General features: G+C 71.7%; 21 protein-coding genes. 12 read left to right on the forward strand and 9 right to left on the reverse strand.

Annotated elements, in window-relative coordinates; genetic code table 11:
- The first annotated feature begins 11 nt into the window (after positions 1-11).
- From U9R90_RS28690 to U9R90_RS28735, 10 genes are all read left to right on the forward strand, one after another.
- Complete coding sequence (locus U9R90_RS28690) at positions 12-2,135, forward strand: TerD family protein (RefSeq protein WP_411059578.1); 2,124 nt, start codon at positions 12-14, stop codon at positions 2,133-2,135.
- Positions 2,136-2,226: 91 nt separating this feature from the next.
- Entirely contained in the window at positions 2,227-2,730 is a 504-nt protein-coding gene (locus tag U9R90_RS28695) for a DUF1203 domain-containing protein (protein WP_411059579.1), read from the forward strand.
- A 217-nt stretch (positions 2,731-2,947) separates the two neighbouring features.
- Positions 2,948-5,518 carry an aminopeptidase N gene (gene pepN, locus U9R90_RS28700; protein WP_411059580.1) on the forward strand — a complete coding sequence of 857 codons (2,571 nt, stop codon included), beginning with the start codon at positions 2,948-2,950 and terminating at the stop codon, positions 5,516-5,518.
- Positions 5,519-5,708: 190 nt separating this feature from the next.
- Complete coding sequence (locus U9R90_RS28705) at positions 5,709-7,247, forward strand: sensor histidine kinase (protein ID WP_411059581.1); 1,539 nt, start codon at positions 5,709-5,711, stop codon at positions 7,245-7,247.
- A gap of 26 nt (positions 7,248-7,273) precedes the next feature.
- Positions 7,274-7,663, forward strand: a complete 390-nt coding sequence (locus U9R90_RS28710) for a roadblock/LC7 domain-containing protein (RefSeq protein ID WP_411059831.1) — start codon at positions 7,274-7,276, stop codon at positions 7,661-7,663.
- Positions 7,660-8,025, forward strand: a complete 366-nt coding sequence (locus U9R90_RS28715) for a DUF742 domain-containing protein (protein ID WP_411059582.1) — start codon at positions 7,660-7,662, stop codon at positions 8,023-8,025. Before U9R90_RS28710 ends, U9R90_RS28715 begins: the two co-directional genes overlap by 4 nt.
- Positions 8,006-8,626 carry a GTP-binding protein gene (locus U9R90_RS28720; RefSeq protein WP_411059583.1) on the forward strand — a complete coding sequence of 207 codons (621 nt, stop codon included), beginning with the start codon at positions 8,006-8,008 and terminating at the stop codon, positions 8,624-8,626. Before U9R90_RS28715 ends, U9R90_RS28720 begins: the two co-directional genes overlap by 20 nt.
- Complete coding sequence (locus U9R90_RS28725; RefSeq protein ID WP_411059584.1) at positions 8,623-10,038, forward strand: cytochrome P450; 1,416 nt, start codon at positions 8,623-8,625, stop codon at positions 10,036-10,038. The genes U9R90_RS28720 and U9R90_RS28725 overlap by 4 nt, the downstream gene beginning before the upstream one ends.
- 66 nt (positions 10,039-10,104) lie before the next feature.
- The gene (locus U9R90_RS28730) at positions 10,105-11,220 is read left to right on the forward strand and encodes a selina-4(15),7(11)-diene synthase (RefSeq protein ID WP_411059585.1); all 1,116 of its coding nucleotides are present in this window, start codon (positions 10,105-10,107) and stop codon (positions 11,218-11,220) included.
- Positions 11,221-11,235: 15 nt separating this feature from the next.
- A complete protein-coding gene (locus U9R90_RS28735) occupies positions 11,236-12,627 on the forward strand; it encodes a cytochrome P450 (protein ID WP_411059586.1) in 1,392 nt (463 codons plus the stop codon).
- A 21-nt stretch (positions 12,628-12,648) separates the two neighbouring features.
- On the opposite strand, the gene U9R90_RS28740 is transcribed toward U9R90_RS28735, so the two are convergent.
- From U9R90_RS28740 to U9R90_RS28750, 3 genes are all read right to left on the reverse strand, one after another.
- Positions 12,649-13,254: a LysE family translocator gene (locus U9R90_RS28740; RefSeq protein ID WP_411059587.1), complete on the reverse strand. Its 606-nt coding sequence runs from the start codon at positions 13,252-13,254 to the stop codon at positions 12,649-12,651.
- Positions 13,255-13,337: 83 nt separating this feature from the next.
- Positions 13,338-14,273, reverse strand: a complete 936-nt coding sequence (locus tag U9R90_RS28745; RefSeq protein WP_411059588.1) for a LysR family transcriptional regulator — start codon at positions 14,271-14,273, stop codon at positions 13,338-13,340.
- A gap of 30 nt (positions 14,274-14,303) precedes the next feature.
- Positions 14,304-15,539, reverse strand: coding sequence for a cytochrome P450 family protein (locus U9R90_RS28750; protein WP_411059589.1), 1,236 nt, complete (start codon positions 15,537-15,539; stop codon positions 14,304-14,306).
- A gap of 312 nt (positions 15,540-15,851) precedes the next feature.
- Between U9R90_RS28750 and U9R90_RS28755 the strand changes: the two genes are divergently transcribed.
- Positions 15,852-16,286, forward strand: a complete 435-nt coding sequence (locus U9R90_RS28755) for an RICIN domain-containing protein (RefSeq protein ID WP_411059590.1) — start codon at positions 15,852-15,854, stop codon at positions 16,284-16,286.
- A 54-nt stretch (positions 16,287-16,340) separates the two neighbouring features.
- Here the strand turns inward: U9R90_RS28755 and U9R90_RS28760 are convergent, their stop codons facing one another.
- From U9R90_RS28760 to U9R90_RS28770, 3 genes are all read right to left on the reverse strand, one after another.
- Positions 16,341-17,375, reverse strand: a complete 1,035-nt coding sequence (locus U9R90_RS28760; protein ID WP_411059591.1) for a hypothetical protein — start codon at positions 17,373-17,375, stop codon at positions 16,341-16,343.
- Positions 17,376-17,469: 94 nt separating this feature from the next.
- The gene (locus U9R90_RS28765; protein ID WP_411059592.1) at positions 17,470-18,414 is read right to left on the reverse strand and encodes a DMT family transporter; all 945 of its coding nucleotides are present in this window, start codon (positions 18,412-18,414) and stop codon (positions 17,470-17,472) included.
- Positions 18,415-18,467: 53 nt separating this feature from the next.
- Positions 18,468-19,406 carry an EamA family transporter gene (locus U9R90_RS28770; protein WP_411059593.1) on the reverse strand — a complete coding sequence of 313 codons (939 nt, stop codon included), beginning with the start codon at positions 19,404-19,406 and terminating at the stop codon, positions 18,468-18,470.
- 94 nt (positions 19,407-19,500) lie between these two features.
- Between U9R90_RS28770 and U9R90_RS28775 the strand changes: the two genes are divergently transcribed.
- Positions 19,501-20,019 carry a MarR family winged helix-turn-helix transcriptional regulator gene (locus U9R90_RS28775; RefSeq protein ID WP_411059594.1) on the forward strand — a complete coding sequence of 173 codons (519 nt, stop codon included), beginning with the start codon at positions 19,501-19,503 and terminating at the stop codon, positions 20,017-20,019.
- Positions 20,020-20,109: 90 nt separating this feature from the next.
- Here U9R90_RS28775 and U9R90_RS28780 read toward each other — a convergent pair whose 3' ends face one another.
- The 3 genes from U9R90_RS28780 to U9R90_RS28790 all read right to left on the reverse strand — a co-directional run bounded on the left by U9R90_RS28780 (position 20,110) and on the right by U9R90_RS28790 (position 22,946).
- On the reverse strand, positions 20,110-20,361 hold the full coding sequence (locus U9R90_RS28780; RefSeq protein ID WP_411059595.1) for a hypothetical protein: 252 nt from the start codon (positions 20,359-20,361) through the stop codon (positions 20,110-20,112).
- Between the two features lie 48 nt (positions 20,362-20,409).
- Positions 20,410-22,605, reverse strand: a complete 2,196-nt coding sequence (malQ, locus tag U9R90_RS28785; RefSeq protein WP_411059596.1) for a 4-alpha-glucanotransferase — start codon at positions 22,603-22,605, stop codon at positions 20,410-20,412.
- Positions 22,606-22,676: 71 nt separating this feature from the next.
- A complete protein-coding gene (locus U9R90_RS28790) occupies positions 22,677-22,946 on the reverse strand; it encodes a hypothetical protein (RefSeq protein WP_411059597.1) in 270 nt (89 codons plus the stop codon).
- Positions 22,947-23,001: the final 55 nt, after the last annotated feature.

The raw sequence follows: 23,001 nt of genomic DNA on the forward strand, positions 1-23,001 counted from the left end.
ATTGTTCGAACATGACCTCGATAGCCAAGGGCGGCACCCTGCCGGTTCCCACCGAGACACTGCACGCCACCGTCAGTCGGCGGACCGGCCCCGGCCTGCCCGATGTGGATGTCTCGGCCCTGCTCCTGGACGCGTCCGGCAAGGTGCGCGGCGACGCGGACCTGGTCTTCTACAACCAGCGCGAGCACCCGTCCGGCGCGGTGCGGCACCTGGGCCGGTCCTACGGCGGTACGACGGTGACCGTGGACTCGCTCTGGCTCGACCTGGCCAGTGTGGAGCCCGACGTGCACCGGATCGTGGTCGCGGCGTCCACGGACGGGAGCGCCTTCGGGCAGCTGGCGGGCCTGGACATCACGGTGACCACGATGACGGGCGCGGCCGTCGCGCACTTCGCGATCGGGGACGCGACCACCGAGTCGGCCTTCGTGCTCGGTGAGTTCTACCGCGGGGGCGTGGGCTGGAACTTCCGGGCGGTGGGGCAGGGGTACGCGTCGGGGCTCGCCGGGATCGCCGCGGACTTCGGGATCGCGGTGGCCGACGAGGGATCCGCCGAGGGGCCGGCCGAGGCTCCGGCACCGGTGGCGCACCCGCACCCGCAGCCGCAGCCCGTACCCCCGGAGCCCGGTCCGCCCGCCGTCGTGTCCGGGCAGGACTTCACCCCGGACTTCACCCCGTACGAGCACGAGGGCAACCGCAACGAGACCGTCTCGGTACCCGGGCTGCCCCCTGGTCCGGTCATCCTGGAGGTGACCGAGCGGAAGCGGCACAGCTATCTGCGGGTGTTGGCCACCCCGGCAGACGGATACGGCGAAGTAACCGTGTGCCGGTCGACGGAGCGGCGCCTGCGCGGGCGCGTCATGGTGCATGTGCCCGACGAGGGACCGCTGCGGCTGCGGGTCGAGTCGGAGGACCGATGGCACCTGCGGGTGCTGCCGATGAGCGCGGCGAAGCGGTTCACCGACCGGGCCAGCGGCAGCGGTCCCGACGTGCTCTTCTACGACGGCCCGATGGCCGATCTCGACTACCGGCACGAGTGCGGCGAACACGAGTACGGCAACTTCATCGTCTGGGCCTCCTACGAGGGCGACACCCCGACCGGGGTGAGCAAGGGCACGCTGCTCGCCAACGGGACCGGCTCGGTCGAGGCCAGCGGCCCGCTCTCCGGTCCCTGTCTGCTCCAGCTGGACGCGGAGGGCTCCTGGTCGCTGGCCGCTCGCCCGGTGCCCGTCTCCGCTCCGGCCGATGGTGTGCTCGCCGAGTACCGGGGGCAGGGCCGCAATGACGAGACCATGGAGCTGACCAACCCCACCCCGGGCTCGGCCGTGATCATGGAGTACGCGTTCGGTGACATCGATCCGGGAGAGACGTACTACGGGGACGGGTACCCGGACGAGGAGACCTACCCCGAGGATGCCCACGGCAGCGAGCCGGAGTACTACGGCGTGCACGAGAGCGACGAGTACGGGATCGACCGGCCGCTGCTCCACTCCCACCAGGACGGCATGAACGGCCGGGTCCTGCTCTTCACCGACGGCGCGGCCACCACCCGCCTCCGCCTCACCGACATCCCCCGCTGGACGCTGCGGCTGCTCCCGCTGTCCGCCGCCCGCCCGCTGGACGGTCCGCTGACGGGCTCCGCGACCGAGGTGCTGGCCTACCGCGGCGAGCCCGCCGTGCTGAGACTCACCGGCAGCCGACAGGGCAATCCCGCGGCGTACGAGGTCGACAGCTGGCTGGAGGGCGCGTTCTCCGACACCGTGGTGCTTGAGGCCTTCGGGGCGCGGCCGGCCCACGGTCCGCTGCGGGCACTCCCCGGCCGGGTGACCTACGTCTGTGTGCACCACGACTCCCGACAGGGCTGGGAGCTGGGCCTCTCCGACGCCGTGGCCGCCCGCGCGTTCACGTCGGCCGTCACCGGGCACGGCGACGACGTGGTGCGCTTCACCGGGCCGCCGGGCCGGGCCAGGATCGAGTGCGCGGACAGGGAGGACCAGAAGACCCTGGAACTCTGGTCCCTGGACGAGCACTTCGCCCCCGACCGCAGACTGGCCACCGGCCACGGCCGCCTCGACCTGCCGACCGGTCCCCTCCAGGTGCGCGCGTCCGGTCGCTGGTCGATCACCTCGGACGGCTGAACCGGCCGGACCAGCCGGACCGGCCGAACCAGCCGACCGTGACGTCCGAATTGCGCCGGTGATCTGGGCCCGCCGCGGCCACTCTGGACGCATGACGACGACGACCTATCGCGCCCGGCCCATCGAGCCCGCGGCCCTGGGGCAGCTCCGCGACACCGACGACGCCGGGCACGCCTGCGTCCCGTACACCGACACCGAGGGCGGCGGGCTGCTGCGGTGCTGTCTGCGGCCGAGCACGGCCGGGGAGCGGATCGCGCTGGTGTCGTACGCGCCGCTGCGGCGGTGGGCGGCGGAGCGGTGGGCGAAGCCGGGGGCGTACGACGAGCAGGGGCCGGTGTTCATCCACGCCGAGGACTGCGGGGGTCCGGCGGACGGGGACGGGTATCCGTTCGCCCGGACCGGGGCGTTGCGGGTGCTGCGGCGGTACAACGCCGAGGGGCGCATCGTCGGGGGGCGGCTGCTGGAGCTCCCCGAGGACGCCGCGTCCGCGTTCGAGGCGGCGTTCGCCGAGGCTTTCGCGGACCGGGAGGTGGCCTTGGTCCACGTTCGAGCCGCGGAGTACGGCTGCCTCCACTTTGAGGTGCGGAGGCCGTAAGGGGTTTCTTCCCCAATCCCGCCCCTTCCCGTAACCGGGGCTCCGCCCCAGACCCCGTTTGTCCTCAGTCGCCGGACGGGCTGAATTTCAGCCCGTCCGGCGATTGAGGCCAGCGGCGCAGCCGCAAATGTCACAGTCGGGAAGGGGCGGGGTGGGGTGGGGAAAAGAACCGCATGGAAGGATGGCCGGAAACGTCACAAACCGAGGAGATGACCGCGTGCCCGGCACCAATCTGACCCGTGAAGAGGCGCAGCAGCGCGCGAAGCTGCTCACCGTGGACGCGTACGAGATCGACCTCGATCTGAGCGGCGCGCAACAGGGCGGCACCTACCGGTCCGTGACCACCGTGCGCTTCGACAGCGCGGAGGCCGGCGCCGAGACCTTCATCGACCTGGTCGCCCCGACGGTCCACGAGGTCGTGCTGAACGGCGACGCGCTGGACGCCTCCGCCGTCTTCGCGGACTCCCGGATCGCCCTGGCGAACCTGCTCCAGGGTCCCAACGAGCTGAAGGTCGTCGCGGACTGCGCGTACACCAACACCGGCGAGGGCCTGCACCGCTTCGTCGACCCGGTCGACGACCAGGCGTATCTCTACACCCAGTTCGAGGTGCCGGACGCCCGCCGCGTCTTCGCGTCCTTCGAGCAGCCGGACCTGAAGGCGACCTTCCAGTTCACCGTGAAGGCACCGTCCGGCTGGACGGTCATTTCGAACTCTCCGACGCCTGAGCCCAAGGACGACGTCTGGGTCTTCGAGCCGACGCCGCGGATCTCGTCGTACATCACGGCGCTGATCGTGGGCCCGTACCACTCGGTGCACAGCTCGTACGACAAGGACGGGCAGAGCGTGCCGCTGGGCATCTACTGCCGCCCCTCGCTCGCCGAGTTCCTGGACGCGGACGCGATCTTCGAGGTCACCCGGCAGGGCTTCGACTGGTTCCAGGAGAAGTTCGACTACGCGTACCCCTTCAAGAAGTACGACCAGCTCTTCGTGCCCGAGTTCAACGCGGGCGCCATGGAGAACGCGGGCGCGGTCACCATCCGCGACCAGTACGTCTTCCGCTCGAAGGTGACGGACGCGGCGTACGAGACGCGCGCCGAGACCATCCTGCACGAGCTGGCGCACATGTGGTTCGGCGACCTGGTCACCATGGAGTGGTGGAACGACCTGTGGCTGAACGAGTCGTTCGCGACGTACACCTCGATCGCCTGCCAGGCGTACGCGCCGGACTCGAAGTGGCCGCACTCCTGGACCACGTTCGCCAACTCCATGAAGACCTGGGCGTACCGGCAGGACCAGCTGCCCTCCACGCACCCGATCATGGCCGAGATCCGCGACCTCGACGACGTGCTGGTGAACTTCGACGGCATCACGTACGCCAAGGGGGCCTCGGTCCTCAAGCAGCTGGTGGCGTATGTCGGGATGGACGAGTTCTTCCGGGGTGTGCAGGCGTATTTCAAGGCGCACGCCTACGGCAACACCCAGCTGTCCGACCTGCTGGGCGCGCTGGAGGAGACCAGCGGCCGTGATCTGAAGACCTGGTCGAAGGCGTGGCTGCAGACCGCGGGCATCAACATCCTGCGCCCTGAGATCGAGACGGACGCGTCCGGTGTCGTGACCTCCTTTGCCGTACGGCAGGAGGCCCCGGCCCTGCCCGAGGGCGCCAAGGGTGAGCCGACACTGCGTCCGCACCGCATCGCGATCGGCCTGTACGACCTGGACGACGCGTCCGGCAAGCTGCTGCGCGGCGAGCGGATCGAGCTGGACGTGGACGGTGGCCTCACCCCCGTACCGCAGCTCGTCGGCAAGAAGCGGCCCGCGGTCGTGCTGCTCAACGACGACGACCTGTCGTACGCCAAGGTCCGCCTGGACGCCGAGTCGCTGCGGCAGGTGACCGCGCACCTGGGCGATTTCGAGGCGTCGCTGCCGCGCGCGCTGTGCTGGGCGTCGGCCTGGGACATGACCCGCGACGGCGAGCTGGCGACCCGCGACTACCTGTCACTGGTGCTCTCCGGCATCGGCAAGGAGTCGGACATCGGCGTGGTGCAGTCGCTGCACCGGCAGGTGAAGCTGGCCCTGGACCTGTACGCGGCGCCGGACTTCCGCGCCGAGGGCCTGACGCGCTGGACCGAGGCGGCGCTCGGACACCTGCGTACCGCCGAGCCGGGCAGTGACCACCAGCTGGCGTGGGCCCGCGCGTTCGCCGCCACAGCCCGTACGGAGTCCCAGCTGGACCTGCTGTCGGGGCTGCTGGACGGCACCGAGTCGATCGAGGGCCTGGCCGTGGACACCGAGCTGCGCTGGGCGTTCGTGCTGCGGCTCGCGGCGACCGGGCGGCTCGGCGAGAAGGACATCGCCGCCGAGTACGAGCGGGACCGCACCGCCGCGGGTGAGCGGCACGCGGCCACCGCGCGGGCCGCCCGGCCGACCCCCGAGGCGAAGGCGGAGGCCTGGGCCTCGGTCGTCGAGTCGGACCAACTGCCGAACGCCGTCCAGGAGGCGGTGATCGGCGGGTTCGTCCAGACCGACCAGCGCGAACTCCTCGCCCCGTACACGGAGAAGTTCTTCGCGGCGGTCAAGGGCGTGTGGGAGTCGCGCTCGCACGAGATGGCGCAGCAGATCGCGGTCGGGCTCTACCCCTCGCTCCAGGTCTCCCAGCACACGCTGGACGCCACGGGCACCTGGCTGGCCGCGGCCGAGCCGAACGCGGCGCTGCGGCGGCTGATCTCGGAGTCCCGCTCCGGTGTGGAGCGCGCGCTGCGGGCCCAGGCGGCCGACGCGGCCGCGTAGTTGGCCCTGCCTGGCACCGGTGGCGAGAGCCCCGGTGCCAGGCGCCAGCGGGCCTGCCGGGCAACGACCCGGTCAAGACGAGCCACTTACCGCACTTACCAGCTCAACACACACCCGACTCCCTGACGTTACTCCCAACGCGCTACGCTACGAAGCGGTCCGGTGATCTTCGGTACGTACAGGAGCTGCAGTGCAGAGGGTTCGCACGGGGACATCCCCAGGAAGTCCCAAGTCCCCCTTCCCGCTCTGGCTTCTGCCGCCCGCCACTGCCGCCGCCCTGACGGTGCTGGCCGCGGCCCTGATCGGCTCCGGCGCCAGGACCGCCATACTCCTCACGGGCGGCGCCGGTGTCCTCGCGCTCGCCGTCGCCTGTGGTGTCGCGTCCCGCCGTGGCCGTGAGATCGCCGGGCTCCAGGCCGCGGCCGCCGAGCGGGACGAGGCTCTGGCCCGCCAGGAGGCGGAGACCGTACGCCTCGCCGACGAGCTGCTGCCCGACGTCGTGGCGCGGCTGCGCAAGGGCGAGTTCCCCGAGGACGTACTCGACTCGCTGCGGGCCCCGGCCGCTCACCTCGCGGTGCTGCGCTCGGTGGTCGACGCGGTGACCGCCGAGGAGGACCTGCGCGACTCCGCGCAGCGCGCCTTCGTCAACATCGCCCGCCGCGTCCAGGCCATCGTGCACCAACAGGCCCAGGAGCTGCGGGAGATGGAGGACCGGCACGGACAGCGCCCGGACGTCTTCGGCGACCTGCTGCGGATCGACCACGGCACCGCGCTGATCGGCCGGCTCGCCGACTCCATCGCCGTGCTCGGTGGCGCCCGCCCGGGACGCCAGTGGTCGCGGGCGGTGCCGCTGTACTCGGTGCTGCGCGGGTCCATGTCGCGGATCATCGACTACCAGCGCGTCGAGCTGCACTCGGTCTCCGAGATCGCCGTCGTCGGCACTGCGGTCGAGCCGCTGATCCACGCGCTGGCCGAGCTGCTCGACAACGCGACCCGCTACTCGCCGCCGCAGACCAAGGTCCATCTGACCGCGGTGGACGTGCAGTCGGGCATCGCCATCGAGATCGAGGACGGCGGCGTCTCGATGAGCGAGGAGGCCCGCAAGCGGGCCGAGCGGATGCTGAAGCAGGCCCAGCAGGGCATCGACGTCAACGACCTGGGTGAGACCCCGCGGCTCGGCCTCGCCGTGGTCGGCCGCCTCGCGCAGGTGTACGGGTTCCAGGTGTCGCTGCGCCCGTCGGCGTACGGCGGCGTGCGGGCCGTGCTGGTCGTCCCGCAGGAGCTGATCACCACGGTGGCCGAGGCGACCGGTCTGGCGCACGGCATCGGCACCTCGTCGGGCCCGCGCACCACCGCCGCCGGGACACCGGCCCCGGCACCCCGTCCGGTGACCGGGCCCGCGCCGGTGGACGACGCCCCCGTGGTGACCGAGCGCACCGCGAACGGCCTGCCGCAGCGTCGCCGCAGGCCGACCGCCGTGGCCCCCGCCGTTCCGGCACCCGGTGCCCCGACGACCACCGCACCGGCCGACGCCGCGCCGCAGGCCGCCCCCGATCAGGAGTCCGCCGCACCGGTCCAGCCCGGCATGTGGCTGGCCGCGTTCCAGAGCGGGCTCTCCGGCGAGAACGCCCGGGCTGTGACCGACCCGGAGCAGACCACACAGGCCGGTCCGTCCGGCCAGGACCACGGCGCCGCACCGGCGTCGGCAAGCAAGGGGAACGAGCAGTGATTCAGCAGCAGGGCAACCTGGCCAATATGGACTGGATGCTCAAGGACCTGGCCGAGGGTGTACCGCAGACCCGACAGGTCGTCGTGCTCTCCGCCGACGGCCTGCGGATGGCCCAGTACGGGGCGGACACCGACTCCGCGGACCGGCTCGCCGCCGCCTGTGCGGGGCTGCAGAGCCTCGCGGGCGCGGTCGCGGCCGAACTCCCGCAGAGCGAGGGCCGGATGCGGCTCGTCGTCATCGAGATGGACGGCGGCTTCTTCTACCTGATGGCCGCGGGTGCGGGCGCGTACCTCGCCGTACTGGCCGACGAAGGCGTGGACGCGGGTCTGATGGGCCAGCGGATGCGGGACCTCGTACTGCGGATCGGAGAGCACCTGAGCAGCCCGCCGCGGCAGGACGGGCAGGCCGCCAGGTGACCCAGCCGGGCCCGGGCCAGCACTGGGACGAAGGCGGCCCGGAACGGCTCTATGTGATCACCGGTGGGCGCAGCGGCTCGTCCGCGCCCACCGCACTCGACCTGGTCACCCTGATCGTGGCCAGGTCGGGGCCCAAGCCCGGGATGCAGCCGGAGCAGGCGGCGATCGTACGGCTCTGCCAGCGTCCGCTGTCGGTGGCCGAGATCTCCGCGTATCTGGGGCTTCCGGTGAGCGTGGTGACCGTACTGCTCAGTGATCTGCTCGCCGACGGGCGGGTGACCTCGCGGCCGCCCGTGCCGCCCGCCAGACTTCCCGACATCGCGTTGATTGAGGCAGTGATCGATGGACTTCAGAAGCTCTGAGGCGGCCGCGGGGCCGCGGAGTGAGGATGTGCTGCCGGAGACGGCCACCGCCGCGGTCAAGGTGGTGATCGTCGGCGGTTTCGGAGTCGGCAAGACCACTCTGGTCGGCTCGGTCAGTGAGATCAGGCCGCTGACCACCGAGGAGACGATGACCCAGGCCGGGGTCGGCGTCGACGACACGGCGGGGGTGGAGCGCAAGTCCACCACCACCGTGGCCATGGACTTCGGCCGCATCAGCATCAACGAGGAGCTGGTGCTGTACCTGTTCGGCACTCCGGGCCAGGAGCGCTTCTGGTTCCTGTGGCGCGGCCTGTTCGAGGGCGCGCTCGGTGCGGTGGTCCTGGTCGACACCCGCAGGCTTGAGGTCAGCTTCGATGTGATCGGGCGTCTGGAGGAGCGCGGTGTGCCGTTCGTGGTCGCCGTCAACTCCTTCCCCAACGCCCCCGACCACCCCGTCGACGAGCTGCGCGGCGCGCTTGACCTGCCGGACTCGGTGCCGATCGTCGTCTGCGACGCCCGCTCGCGCGCTTCGAGCCGGGACGTCCTGATGACGCTGATGCGCTATCTGCAGTCCCTCGCCGTGACCACGGAGGCCTCGTGACCACCCCCGAATCCGCCCCGAACCCGGCCGCGGTGCCGCCGCCCGGCTGCCCGGCGCACGGCAAGAGCCCCGATGAGCTGCAGCGGCTGTACGGGCCCGCAGCGGAGGCCGATCCGCTGGCGCTGTACGAGTCGCTGCGGCAGCGGCACGGCCCGGTGGCGCCGGTGCTCCTGCACGGCGATCTGCCGGCCTGGGTGGTGCTCGGGTACCGGGAGAACCTGGAGGTGATGCGGTCGCCCGCGCGCTTCTCGCGTGACTCCCGGCTGTGGCGGATGTTCCAGGAGGGGAAGGTCGCCGAGGACTCCCCGCTGCGTCCGATGGTGGCGTGGCAGCCGATCTGCGTCTTCGCCGACGGCGAGGAGCACGCCCGGCTGCGCGGCGCGGTCACCGACAGCCTGGAGCGGCTCGACCGCCGCGGCATCCGCCGCTACACCGCCCGGTACACCAATCAGCTGATCGACGAGTTCGCCACCGCGGGTCAGGCCGATCTGATCACCGAGTTCGCCGAGCGGCTGCCGATGCTTGTCATGACCAAGCTGCTCGGGATGCCCGAGGAGTACGGTCCCCAACTGGTCAACGCCGCCCTGGACCTGATGAAGGGCAGCGAGACGGCGCTCGCCAGCAACGACCTGATCGTCGGCACGCTGCGGCAGCTGGTGGAGCGCAAGCACACCGCTCCCGGCCGCGACCTGCCGTCCTGGCTGATCGGCCATGGCTCGGACCTCACCGACGACGAGGTGCTCGAGCATCTGCGGCTGGTCCTCATCGCGGCGAACGAGACGACCGTCAACCTGATCGCGAACACCCTGCGGATGGTCCTCACCGACCAGCGCTTCCGCGCCAGCCTGTCCGGCGGCCATATGACACTGCCCGACGCCCTGGAGCAGGTGCTGTGGGACGCGCCTCCGCTGGCGGCGGTCCCGGGCCGCTGGGCCACCGGCGACATCGAGCTCGGCGGCCAGCTGATCAAGGCCGGAGACATGCTCCTGCTCGGTGTCGCGGCTGGCAACGTCGACCCGGAGATCCGCCCCGACCTGTCCACGCCCGTCCAGGGCAACCGGTCCCATCTGGCGTTCAGCCGGGGCCCGCACGAATGTCCCGGCCAGGACATCGGCCGGGCCATCGCGGACACCGGCATCGACACCCTGCTGATGCGGCTGCCGGACCTGCGACTGGCGGTGCCGGAAACGGGACTTCACTCGCGTGCCGCCTGGCTGTCCCGGCGTCTGGAGAGCCTCCCGGTGCGGTTCGCGCCCCCGCGCTCGAACACCCAGGAGACCGTCCTGCCGCCCCCCGCGGCCGCCAACAAGCAGCCCCTCCCGCCGGCTGCCCCGGCTCCGGCACCCGTGCCCACGGACGACCGGGCCTCCCGCGGGCCGTGGTGGCGCAGGCTCCTCAACCGACTTCGCTGACCTGCATCACACGCCCCTGTCCCCGTTCCGGGCGTGCTTCCCCCACCGGAAGGATCATCAGAAGCGGTGCCAGATCTCATAGTTCCGCCCACGTATGCCCCGATACCGTCGGCCATCCATCCGCGCCATGCGGCCATCGACGCCCAGACCGCGATCTGGGCAGAGGAGTTCGCCATCGGGTCCACCGAGCTGCGCGGCCGACTCGTCCAGCAGGACATCGGCACCTTCGCGGCCCGCATCCTGCCCGAGGGCCGCGAAGAGGTCGTCTCGCTGCTAGCGGACTTCGTGCTGTGGCTGTTCGGCGTCGACGACGGCTGGTGCGAGGAGTCCGCGCTCGGCCACCGTCCCGGCGAGCTCTCGGGCGATCTGCACCGGCTGCTGCGGGTCGCGCAGAACCCCGAGGCCCCGCTGCTGCTGGGCGACCCCCTCGCGGAGGGGCTGCGGGACCTGCGGCGGCGCATCGACCGGTACGGCACGGCAGGGCAGGCGGCACGCTGGGTGGACACGCTGCGGGAGTACTTCTTCAGTGTGGTGTGGGAGGCCTCGCACCGCGCGGACGGCAGCGTGCCGACGCTCGGCGACTACACCCTGATGCGCCTCTACGACGGCGCGACGACCGTGGTGCTGCCCATGCTCGAGATGGGGCACGGCTACGAACTTCACCCCAGCGAGCGTGACCACACCGCGGTCAGGGCCGCCACCGAGATGGCGTCGTTCATCATCACCTGGGACAACGACATCTTCTCGCACCACAAGGAGAGCCGTGGCCCGGGCTACTACCTGAACGCCATCCGGGTGCTGGAGCACGAGTACGCGCTCAGCCAGGACCAGGCGCTCACCGCGGCGATAGCCCAGCGAGACCGGGTGATGCGCCGGTTCCTGCGGCTGCGCGAGGAGTTGGACGCCCAGGCCAGTCCGCAGCTGCGCCAGTACCTGGTCAGCCTCGGCCACTTCATCCGCGGCTCCCAGGACTGGGGCATCACCTCGCTGCGCTACACCACCCCGGACGACCCCGCCAACCTGCCGTCGGTGTTCTCCGACACCGCCACGGACTACGGCGACGATCCGCTGGACATCCCCGCCATCTCCTGGTGGTGGGAACTCCCCTCCATCGGCGGCATCCCGCACGGATCGAGCCTACCCACCGCCGTCCCCACGGCGGCCGCGCTGCGGACCGCCTGAGAACGAGGAGCCAGGATGTCCGTAGAGCAGACCTCCGACCAGACGTCGGTCGATGTGGCGAGTGTGCCGAAGGTGCCGGGCGGCATGCCGCTGCTCGGCCACGCGTGGAAGCTGGGGCGCGAACCGCTGGGCTTCCTCAGGTCGTTGCGGCAGAGCGGTGATCTGGTGCGGATCAACCTGGGCACCATGCCGGTATACGTCGCCACCAGCGCCGCGCTGATCCACGAGGTCACAGTGACCCGGGCGCGCAGCTTCGAGAAAGGCAGGCTGTACGACCGGGTCCGGCCGCTGGTGGGCAACGGCCTGGCCACGGCCGGGGGTGAGGTGCACCGCAGGAACCGCCGACTGATCCAGCCGATGTTCCACAAGCAGCGCATCGCGGGCTACGCGGACATCATGAGCCGCCGTTCACTCGCGCTGGCCGAGTCCTGGACACCGGGCCAGCAGATCGCCGTGGACCAGGTCATGGGCGAGTTCGCCATCGAAACCCTCGCCGAGACGATGTTCTCCACGGACATCGGCCGTCCCGCAGTGGCGTCCGTACGGCAGAACCTGCCGGTCATCCTCAAGAACATGCTGATCCGGGCGGCATCCCCCAAGGCCCTGGACCGGCTGCCCATCGGCCCCAACCGCGCGTTCGACAACGCCACGGCCAGCATGCGCAAGGTCATCGACGAGGTGATCGCCAGCACCCGCAAGGCGGGCAAGACCGGCAGCCCCGACCTGCTTTCGGTGCTGCTCGAAGCGCGCGACGCGGACACCGGCGAGTCACTGACGGACGACGAGGTCCGCGACGAACTGGTGACCATCCTCTTCGCCGGAACGGAGACTACGGCCTCGACCCTGTCCTGGGCGTTCCACGAGCTGGCCCACCACCCCGAGGCCGAGCGGGAACTCCTCGCGGAGATCGACGAGGTGGTCGGCACCCGCCCGGTGACCATCGACGACGTGCCCAGACTGACCGCCGTGAAGCGCGTGCTCGACGAGGTGATCCGGCTGCACGGGGTGACACTGCTGATGCGGCGCACCACGGAGCCGGTGGAGATCGGCGGATTCCGCCTGCCCGAAGGCACCGAGGTGGCGTTCAGCCTGTACGCCGTACACCGCGACCCGAGCCTGTACACGGACCCCGACCGGTTCGACCCCGACCGGTGGCTGCCGGAGCGCAAGGCCGAGATCCCGCGCCAGGCCTTCGTGCCCTTCGGCAGCGGCAACCGTAAGTGCATCGGGGACACCTTCTCCTGGACGGAGGCCACTATCGCGCTGGCGACGATCCTCGCCCGCTGGCGGCTGCGCACGGTGCCAGGCCACACCACCCGCGAGGCGGCCTCGGCGATGGCCCACCCCGACCACGTACCGATGCAGGTACTGGCCAGGGAGGACACCGAAGCCCCCGCTACGTCGTAACCACACGGCCCCGGCGGTGGTTCAGGTGAGCGCCAGCCGGGCGCCCAGCCCGACGAACGCGCCCGCGAACACCCTGCGCATCCAGGTCAGTACCTTCGGCCGGGACAGGACCTGGTTGCGCATCGCGGCGGCGAACCGCCCGTACCCGACGAAGACCAGGAACGTCACCAGCATGAACACACCACTGAGCAGCAGCATCTGAGGGACGGCGGAGGACGCGCCCGTGTGCACGAACTGCGGCAGGAACGCGAAGAAGAACAGCGTGAGCTTCGGGTTGAGGATGTTCACCAGAACCCCGGAGAGGATCACCTTCCGCGCGGACCGGGGGGTGTCGTCCCGCTCCACGGTGAGCGCTCCCTTGTCCCGCAGGGTGCTGACCGCCATGTACACCAGGTAGGCCACGCCCAGGTACTTGAGGATCTGGAAGGCCAGCGCACTGGCGTGCAGCAGCGCCGCCAGGCCGGTGATCGCCGCGAGCATGTGCGGAATGATCCCGAGGGTGCAGCCGAAGGCGGCGACGACGGCGGCGCGGGTGCCGCGCGCGAGTCCGGCGGCCATCGTGTAGATGACGCCGGTGCCGGGCGTCACGACCACCACCAGCGTGGTCAGCAGGAACTCGACGCTCACTTATACCCCCCAACCGGGCCGCCGCAACGGCCCTGTGAACCAGCCGAACGGGCCGATGGGGCCCACGCGACCGGACCATACCCTCAACCCCGCCCGGGTTCCTCCTGGTTGGCGCCACCCCTGCCCCGCGCGACATCCCGCAGCGCACCCAGCACCCGGGCCACCGCGGGCCCCTCCTCGGCCCCGCGCCGCACCGCGGCCACCACATGGCGCCGGGGCCGGTCCCCGTCCAGGACCCGTACGACAACCCCCGACCGCCGCCCGGCGACCGCCATCCGCGGTACGAGCGCGACCCCCATCCCGGCCTCCACCATCGCCAGGATCGCCGTCCATCCGGCCGCGCTGTGCGCCTGTTCCGGCACGAACCCCGCGGCCTCGCACGCGGTCGTGGTGATCTCCGACCAGGGCCCGCTCCCCCCGAAGATCCACTGCTCTCCGGCAAGATCCGCGAGCCGCACCGCCCCTCCCCCGGCCAGCGGATGGTCCACCGGCAGCGCGACATCCAGCGGGTCGGCCAGCAGCGGCACCCGGCTGAACCTCGGGTCCCGCGCGGTGGGCGCGTGCGCGGCCAGCGACAACGCCAGGTCCACGGCGCCGCCGGCGAGGAGTTCGTACGCCTGGGCCGCCTCGGCCTCCCTGACCCGTACCTCCAGGGCGGGCGCGGCGTCCCGCAACTGCCGTACGGCCGGTACCACCAGGGCGGGCACCGCCGTGGAGAACGCCCCGACCCGCACCTCCCCGGCCTCACCCCGCGCATACCCGGCCAACTCGGCGTCGGCCCGCTCCAGCTGAGCGAACACGGCCTCCGCGTGCCGCAGCACCAGATGGGCCGCGTCGGTGAGCCGCACCCGCCTCCCCTGCGCTTCGAGAAGCGTGACACCAAGCTGCTTGGCGAGATTGCTCAACTGCTGCGAAACCGCCGACGGGGTCATGTGCAGCGCCTCGGCGGCGGCGGTCACGGTCCCCCGCTCGCTCAGCGCGCGCAGGATCTGGAGCTTCTTGATGTCCCACTCGGTCATGCGGCGCAACCTATCCCGCCGCGCGCGACCTCAGAGCCTCTGGACGCGCAGGCTCCGCGGGCCTCGTACCAGCAGTCCCGGCCGGTACGGGATGGCGTCGACGGCGTCGGCCAGCGCGAGCCCCGGCAGAGCGCCGAACAACATCGGCAGCGCGATGGTGGCCTCAAGCCGGGCCAGCCGGGCCCCCAGACAGACATGCGCCCCGTGCCCGAACGCCACATGCCCGGCGGCCCGCCCCGCACCAGCCAGATAGCGCGCGGGCCGGAAGACGTCCGGCTCGGCGAAGTGCTCGGGGTCCCGACTGGCCGCGGCCAGCACCACCAGCACCGACTCCCCGGCCGGAATGACCGCACCCGCGCCCAGATCCACCTCCTCGGTGGTACGCCGCCAGGTGGCGCCCTCCAGCGGACTGGCGTGCCGCAGCGTCTCCTCGACCACCGCGTCCCACCGCCGCGAGCCCTCCCGCCGTGCCGCGCCGAGCTCCTCCGGATGACTGATCAGCAGCAACGAAGCCGACGACAACAGATTCATCGTCGTCTCATAGCCCGCGAAGAGCAGCAGAAAAGCCAGCGCGAGCAGTTCACCGTCATCCAGCGAGCCCTCACGCTCCTCATGCACCAGCGCGCTGAAGAGGTCATCGCCGGGCGCCCGCCGCTTGTGGGCGATCAGCTCACTGAAGTACGTGTGCAGACTCCCCCATGCCTCCTCCACCTCACCGGGCGCCAGCGAGTCGGCGGGCGACCCGACCCGATAGGTCCACGTGCGCAGATCGGTCCGGTCGGCCTCAGGTATGCCAAGGAGCTCGGCGATGACGAGAACCGGCAACGGAAAGGCGAACGCGTCCACCAGATCGGCGACCCCGCCCCCCTCCAGCCGCGCCTGCACGTCCGCCACCAGGGGCCCGACAAGCTGCTCGATCCGCGGCCGCAACGCGTCGACCCGACGCGGCGTGAAGGCGCCGGTGACCAAGCGCCGCAGCCGGTTGTGGTCGGGAGCGTCGAGGTTGAGCATGTGCCGGGCCAGACATGCGCGGGCCCGCTCGGCCGCCGAGTCGGGCTTCGGCCGACCCGCACGCGGCGCCGGAACGTTGGAGAACCGCGGGTCGGACAGGACCGTACGCGCGGCCTGGTACCCGGTCACCAGCCAGGCGTGGGTCCCGTTGGCCAGCGGCGTGCGCACCGCGGGGCCCTGGGCGCGCAGCCGCGCGTAGTACGGATACGGGTCGCGGGCGAACCCGGCGTCGGCGGGATCCAGGAGAACAGGCACCCACCCATCCTCACCCACCCCCATCTCCCACACGCGACAGCCTTCGACCAGCCCCCGCGGCCCACTTCTGTGGGAATCCCACAGTCACGGGGCGGCGGAGACGACCGGGACAGACGCAACGGTCCGACACCCAAGCGACTAAAGCGACAGAAGTGATATTTACCAATCAGTCACTCCTAACAGGCATCTATCGGCTTGAACTACCGCTTACAAGACGCATGGCCACCTCCTACCTTGATGAAGCCCGATCGGCAGGACCGACACGTACGACCCGATCGGCTCACCAGACACCCGCGGTCTCAAGGAGGCTCCATGCCCCAGCTTCTGTCCAGCGGCCTGTACGTGGTCAGGAACGCGGCGTACGCGGACCGGGTCGCCGACCTGAGTGGCGGTCAGCCGGAACCCAACACCCCGATCATCGGGTGGAGTTACCACAAGGGTGAGAACCAGCAGTGGGAGCTCCAGCCGTCGCCCGGCGGCAGCAACACGTACGCCCTGCGCAGCAAGATCAGCTCCGGAGTCACCTACTTCGCCCTGAGCGACGTAAGGATCTTCCCGCCGCTGATCGCCGGCCAGCCGGACTACGTGATGTGGTCGATCGAGCCGGTCGGCGACGGGAAGTTCCGGCTGCACTTCCCGTACGTCAACGGGGTGGCCACGCTCAGGAGCGAGAAGGAAGGCACCCAGCTCACCCTTGACCCGTGGGAGGGCGAGCCCCACCAGATGTGGCGCATCGAGGCCGTCTGACGAACGGCACCGCACCGACTGACCAGGGTCCGTCGCCCATGGCGGCGGCCTTGGTCAGCCGCGTCGCACCGCCGCCGACGGCCGGGTCCGCAGCCAGTACGAGCGGGCGGCGACGAGCAGCGCGGCACCGTACACGGCGAAGCCGCCGAGCCCGATCCAGCTCACGAGCAGGGCGTCCGCCGGGGACGGGAAGTCACCGGCCGGGATGTCCACCAGCCCGGCCGTGCCGAGTGCCGCGTAACTGACGCCGACCGCCCCGTACGGCGCGAGCGTGGCGGCGCCGATCAGCGCCGGGGTGAGCGGGAGCCAGCGGGGCACTCTTCTGCCGTGCAGGACGAGGGTCCAGCGGGGGAAGACCTGCCCCCAGGGCCGGACCAGACCGAAGAGCAGGAACACTCCGAGCGCGGCGAGCAGCGCGGTCGGGTCGAGACCCCAGGACTCCAGGGTGAGCCAGAGTTCGGTGGCGCCGTTGTGTTCGGAGATCGCGCGCATCTGCTCGCCGCTCAGCCCGGCGAAGGTGCCGCCGAGGGCCCAGACGGTCTTCATCGCCGCGTACGGGAGGAACGCGGCGGCTCCGGCGTAGGCGGTGAGGCGTACCCGGCGGGGAGCCGGGACCGGGTCCGACCCGACCGTCGCGTCGGGTGCGTCGCCGATGGGCCGGTCTGACCGGGCGATTGCCGCGAGCAGGACGGCACCCAGCGCGCCGAGTACGTGGTTCGTCGCGGCGACGACGCTGTCCACTTCCTGGCCGAAGACCAGGGTGATCACGTCCATCAGCAGCGCGAACGCGCAGACCGCGGACAGCGCGCAGGCCACCCAGAGCAGAGCTCGCAGCGCGGGCCGGGGACCGGACCGGGCCACGGCGAGCGTCGCGCCCGCCGCCATCGCGGCCACCGCCACGAGCAGCCAGGCCGCCCCGGCCGGTATCGGGTCATCACCCTGGTAGAAGAGCGGCGTACCGGTCAGCGCGCAGGCGAGGCCGAACCCGCCGAAGGTCACAGCCCAGCAGAGCGTCGCGGGCACCAGCCAGCGCGGCCGCCGCTGCCAGGGCGCGCTCACCGTCGTGGTTGTACGTTCGACATCCGTCATGCCTTGAACGTCGCATCGGGCCAGGCGAGTTGGCGTCGCCTGCCGGAATGATCCGCCTCCCCCGGCTGGGTGAGCCCGGCCCTCCCGCGGTATGTCAGTGGGCGCGGGACGAGCCCAGGATCACGCCGCCCAGGATCAGGGCCATGCAGGCGAGCTGCAGCACGCCGACCGACTCGCCGAGGATGACGAAGGACAGGCCCGCGACGCAGACCGGCTGCAGGTAGTAGACGGCCCCGGCGCGGGCCGCGCCGACCAGCGCGATCGCCTTGTTCCAGGCGAAGAAGGCGACGGCGGACGAGGCGACGCCGACGTACAGCAGCGGCCCGACCGTGCCCGTGGTGACCTCGAAGCCGCCCTCCAGGGCGAGGCTCGCGCCGTAGAAGGGGGCCAGCATCAGCGCGCCGAGGGCGAACGTGGTGAACAGGAAGGCCAGCCCGCCGATGCCCGCGGGCTTACGGCGCAGCAGCGCGCTGTACGAGCCGAAGGACAGCGCCGCGGCGAGCATCCACAGATCCCCCGTGGTGAAGTCCATCGCCAGCGAGCCCTTGCTGACCAGCAGCAGCACCCCCGCGCAGGCGATCAGCATGCCGAGAGTGCGGCGGGCGCCGAGCCGCGTGCCGCCGAGGCGTTCGTACAGGGCCATCAAGACCGGCGAAGCGGCCATGATCATGGCCATGTTTCCGGCCGATGTGGAGATTCCGGCCTGGTTGACCAGGGTGTTGTACGTGGTGACGCCGAGGAACGAGGCGACGAGAACGTACTTGAGGTGGCGCCGGAGCACGTCCCGCTGCCGCCAGGCCTCGCGGGCCGCGAAGGGGGCGACGGCGATCAGCGCGATGATCCAGCGCCAGAAGGCGTGTTGGACGGGCGGGACGGTCTCGGCGAGGGCGCGGGATGTGACGAAGCTGCCGGACCAGACGACTGTGGCGACCGCCGCGAGGACGAGCCCGAGGCCGGAGACCTGCTGGACCCTGGCCGTCCTCTTCGGCTGCGTGCTCGCGGTCGGTTCGTGCGTACGGGTGCGGTCCAGGATCGCCACTGCGTATCTCCTGCTCTCTCCCCTGTCGGGGTGCGCTGTTCGGTTGACGTGAGCTACCGTCCCAGCTTCTCCTTCGTTAGGTCCATCGAAAACTTCTGACCGTTCTTTTCAGGTGAGCTAAACGATTCCGGTCGCGGTCGCCGCCCCGCCACCACCTGCCCCACCAGCGCCGCACTCAGCGCGATCACCATGCCGACCACCTGCACCGGCGTCAGCGACTCGCCCAGCGCCGCCCACCCGATCACGGCCGCCGTCAGCGGGGAGAGCGGCCCGAGGAAGGTGACCTGCGTCGCGGTCAGCTGCCCGATGCCGCGGAACCACAGCCAGTACCCGACGGCGGTGTTGGCCGCGGCGAGGTAGACGTAACCAGCGAGGTTGCGGCCGTCGAGCACGGGCGGCGCCCCCTCGAAGAGGAAGGCGATCGGCGCGATCAGCAGCCCGCCCGCGGTCAGCTGCCAGCCGGTCATGACCAGCGCACCGACGCCATCCGGGCGCCCCCACCGCTTGGTGAGTACGGTTCCGGCCGACATCGAGCCGCTGGAAGCGAGCGCCGCGGCGATGCCCACGGCGTCCAGCGTGGCGGTGGCCTGCAGGACGACCAGGCTCACCCCGAGGGCCGCGGCGACCCCGGTGAGCAGTGTGCGCAGGCTGGGCCGCTCACCGAGCAGCAGCATCGCGAGCCCGGCCACGAAGAGCGGCCCCATGGAGCCGAAGACGGCGGCCGTACCACCGGGCAGCCGATAGGCGGCAAGGAAGAGCAGCGGAAAGAACGCGCCGATGTTCAGCGCACCGAGCACGGCCGACCGCCACCACCAGGCGCCGCGCGGCAGTACGCGGGTGAGGGCGAGGAGCGCGAGCCCCGCGGGCAGGGCGCGCATCATCCCGGTGAACAGTGGCCGGTCGGGTGGCAGGAACTCGGTGGTGACGGCGTAGGTGGAGCCCCACGAGATGGGGGCGAGGGCGGTGAGGGCGATCGTCGCGGCACGCTTCATGGGCAGCACCTTAGCGCTAAATTGCTTACTCGCAAGCTACTTTTTACTAAGCAACTTTCTTGCGCCCTACTGACTGTGTGCGGATACTCGTGCCATGAGCGCCCTGCGTACGAAGACGACGCCCCCCGACCCCGTCGACGCGATCATCGCCCAGTGGGCGTCCGTCAGGCCCGACCTCGACACCAAGGCGATGGAGGTCCTGGGCCGCGTCTACCGGATCGCCAGCGCGGTGGGCGCGCGCATGGACCAGGCGTACGCCCGCTTCGGCATCTCCCGTGGCGAGTTCGACGTCCTGGCGACACTGCGCCGCTCCGACAAGCCGTACACGCTCTCGCCGCGCCAGCTGTCCGCGACGCTGATGCTCACGACGGGCGGGATGACCGGGCGGCTCGACAAGCTGGAGCGGGCCGGGCTGCTCCGCCGCTCCCCCGACCCGCACGACCGGCGCGGTCTCCAGGTCACCCTGACCGATGACGGGCTGCGGCTGATCGACGAGGCGGTGGAGGTCGGACTCGCGGTCCAGCGGGAGACGCTGTCCGCCCTGGACGAGAAGCAGGCCGAGCAGCTCTCGGGCCTGCTGCGCACGCTGCTCGACGGGGCGACGCGGAGCTGAACGGGCAGGCCGGGCAGGCCGTAAACACGCCGAGGGCGCCCCTCGCTCAGGAGGGGCGCCCTCGGCGCAACAGATAAGGGGTGCGGGCCGTCAGGCCTGCTTCTGCGGCTTCTTCACCCGGTCCTTGGACTTGTCGCCGACCATCACCAGGCCCGCGATCAGCAGGAAGAGTGCGATCGGCGCGGCGACGTACAGGCCGAGCGTGTCCAGCACGCTCAGCTTGGGAGCCGGGTCGTCGCCGTCGTCGGGCGTGAGCGCGAGCGCGGGGGACGACATGAGCAGCATCATCAGCGTCGTACCGGCTGCTACGGCGCCGGCGCGCAGGGCATTCTTCTTGTCCACGGTGCCAACGTAGCGAATGCGTGAACAAGCCGCGCGCCCGGGGTGCCGTTAGGGGACGGGACCGGGCGCCCACTCACCCCGCAGCTCCGCCAGCAGCCCGTGCAGCCGCGCCGACGCGGCGAGCTCCTCAAGGGTGACCGGGCGCCCGGTGGCGTCGGCGATGGGCAGCCGCCAGTTCGGGTACTCGCGCCAGGTGCCGGGGACGTTCTGCGGGCGGCGGTCGCCGACCGCGTCCGGCAGCCAGACCCCGACCATCCGGGCCGGGGTGCGCACCAGGAAGCGGTAGACCGCCCGGATCTCCTCCTCCTCGCCGACCTCACCCCCGGACAGCAGCCCGAGCCGGGCCAGCAACCCCAGCCACTCCCCCACTTCCGCCGCGCTCTCCGACTCGGCCACCGCCAAAGGCCCGGCCAGCAGCCCCAGCCGCTGGTGGAGCCGGATGTGCTCACCGCTCAACCGGGCCGCGGTGGGCGGCAGATCGTGGGTGGTGACGGTGGCCAGGCAGTCGGCCCGCCAGTCCTCGGGGGGCAGCGGCAGCCCCGTACCGTCCCAGTCGCGCTCGAACCACAGCACCGACGTGCCGAGTATCCCCCTGGCGGCCAGGGCCTCGCGGACACCCGGCTCCACGGTGCCGAGATCCTCGCCGATAACGACGGCCGAGGCGCGGTGCGCCTCCAGAGCGAGGACCGCGAGCATAGCGTCGGCGTCGTAGTGGACGTAGGTGCCGTCGGTCGGCGGGCGGCCGGCGGGCACCCACCAGAGCCGGAACAGGCCCATCACATGGTCGATGCGCAGGGCACCGGCGTGCCGGAGCAGTCCGCGCAGCAGGTCGCGGAAGGGCGCGTAGCCGGATGCGGCGAGCGCGTCCGGGCGCCAGGGTGGCAGCCCCCAGTCCTGGCCGCCCGCGCTGAACGCGTCGGGCGGTGCGCCCACCGACATCCCCGCGGCGAAGAACTCCCGCTGCGCCCAGGCGTCGGCCCCGCCGGGATGCACCCCGACGGCCAGGTCGTGTACGAGCCCGATTTCCATCCCGGCGTCGAGCGCGGCCCGTTGGGCGGCGGCGAGCTGGGCGTCGACCAGCCAGCCGAGCCAGCAGTGGAAGTCGATCCGCTCCATGAGCTCGCCCCGCGCGCGGGCGGTGCCCGGCGACTTCGGGTCGCGCAGCGCCTGCGGCCAGGCGGGCCAGTCGGGGCCGTACCGCTCGGCGAACGCGCACCAGGTGGCGTGGGCCTCCAGGGCCTCGCCCTGCTCGGCGAGGAAGTCGCAGTAAGCGGCGCGCCGTCCCGGACTCAGCGGGACCTCGCGTACCAGCTCCAGGGCGCGCGACTTGAGCGCCCACACCGCGTCCCGGTCGATCAACGCACCCTCGCGCAGCACGGCTTGGCGCAGCTCGGCGGCCCGCGCGAGCAGCCCGTCGGCCTCCTCGCGGGCTTCGGGGGCGAGATAGGCGTACTCGGGGATGTCCTCGATGCGCAGATGTACGGGGTCGGGGAAGCGCCGCGACGAGGGGCGGTACGGGGACGGGTCGGTCGACTCGCCCGGCCGCCCCGGCACGCTCGCGTGCAACGGGTTGACCTGCACGAACCCGGTGCCGAGCGCCCGCCCTGACCAGGCGGCGAGATCGGCGAGGTCCCCGAGGTCGCCCATGCCCCAGGAGCGCTGCGACAGCAACGAGTACACCTGCACGAGCAGCCCGTACGCACGCCCCTGGGGTGCGGGCACCCGCCCGGGCGCGACGACCAGACACACCCGCGCGCTCCGCCCGTCGGGCGCATCGGCCTCCACCTCGTGCACCCCTAAGGGCACCCGCGGCCAGCCCGCATCGCCATCGTCACGGTCACCGTCACCGTCACCGTCACCGGACGCCCAGGCCAGCACGTCCCCCTGCTCGGTACGCACCCGCAGTCGCGTCCCCGTCGGCAACCCGGCGATGTCCGGCAGCGAGCCGAGCGGCACCGACGCGGACGCCGAGACGGGCTCCACGGCGTCATCCCACGCCACCAGCGTCGGCGGCAGCAGTCGCTCGCGGAGTTCCGCGTCCCGCGTGGTCAGCGCGGCGCGTACCGCCGTGGGTGTGCTCGCGTCCACGCCCAGCGCGGCGAGCGCGGCCACGACCGCGTCGGGTGAGGCCCGTACCGTGCGGTCAGGGGACGGGGAGTAGGACGTCGCCACGCCGTGCCTGGCGGCCAGCAGGTCAAGGGGCTCCGGTAAGTCACGGGGCTCCCGCGGGGTGGGGGGCGTCATGGGCGCGGGCGGGGTGGGGGGCGTCATGGGCGCGGGGACACACGACAGCGGCGCGGGCGGCGGCGCGGCATCTAGTACGCCGAGGGGTCCAGGCCGGATGCGGTGCCGGTGGCGGTGGGCTCGCTGGTGAGTGGCGCGGCGTCGGCCAGCGGCGGCTCACTGGTGAGGGGGGCGGCGTCGGCGAGCGGCGGCTCGCTGGTCAGTGGGGGCTCCAGGCAGCCGCAGGAGCAGGAGCCGAGCAGTCCGGAGTCGGGGTCGGAGACGAGCGACAGGTCGGGCAGGTCACGCGTCTCCGGGCGTTTGGAGATCGCGTCGAGCAGAAGGTAAGCGGCTGCGGCCACGGAGGGCCTCCTTGAGTGGGTGGTGGCAGGGTCCATGCGAGCCCTTACCCACTGG

The sequence above is a fragment of the Streptomyces sp. E11-3 genome (assembly GCF_046540415.1).
GTDB lineage: Bacteria > Actinomycetota > Actinomycetes > Streptomycetales > Streptomycetaceae > Streptomyces.

Coding starts and splice junctions, on each gene's coding strand:
- U9R90_RS28775 (WP_411059594.1), top strand. CDS start 19,501: ATGAGCGCCCTGCGTACGAAGACGACGCCCCCCGACCCCGTCGACGCG.
- U9R90_RS28690 (WP_411059578.1), top strand. CDS start 12: ATGACCTCGATAGCCAAGGGCGGCACCCTGCCGGTTCCCACCGAGACA.
- U9R90_RS28745 (WP_411059588.1), bottom strand. CDS start 14,273: ATGACCGAGTGGGACATCAAGAAGCTCCAGATCCTGCGCGCGCTGAGC.
- U9R90_RS28735 (WP_411059586.1), top strand. CDS start 11,236: ATGTCCGTAGAGCAGACCTCCGACCAGACGTCGGTCGATGTGGCGAGT.
- U9R90_RS28755 (WP_411059590.1), top strand. CDS start 15,852: ATGCCCCAGCTTCTGTCCAGCGGCCTGTACGTGGTCAGGAACGCGGCG.
- U9R90_RS28720 (WP_411059583.1), top strand. CDS start 8,006: ATGGACTTCAGAAGCTCTGAGGCGGCCGCGGGGCCGCGGAGTGAGGAT.
- U9R90_RS28760 (WP_411059591.1), bottom strand. CDS start 17,375: ATGACGGATGTCGAACGTACAACCACGACGGTGAGCGCGCCCTGGCAG.
- U9R90_RS28695 (WP_411059579.1), top strand. CDS start 2,227: ATGACGACGACGACCTATCGCGCCCGGCCCATCGAGCCCGCGGCCCTG.
- U9R90_RS28770 (WP_411059593.1), bottom strand. CDS start 19,406: ATGAAGCGTGCCGCGACGATCGCCCTCACCGCCCTCGCCCCCATCTCG.
- U9R90_RS28710 (WP_411059831.1), top strand. CDS start 7,274: ATGGACTGGATGCTCAAGGACCTGGCCGAGGGTGTACCGCAGACCCGA.
- malQ (WP_411059596.1), bottom strand. CDS start 22,605: ATGACGCCCCCCACCCCGCGGGAGCCCCGTGACTTACCGGAGCCCCTT.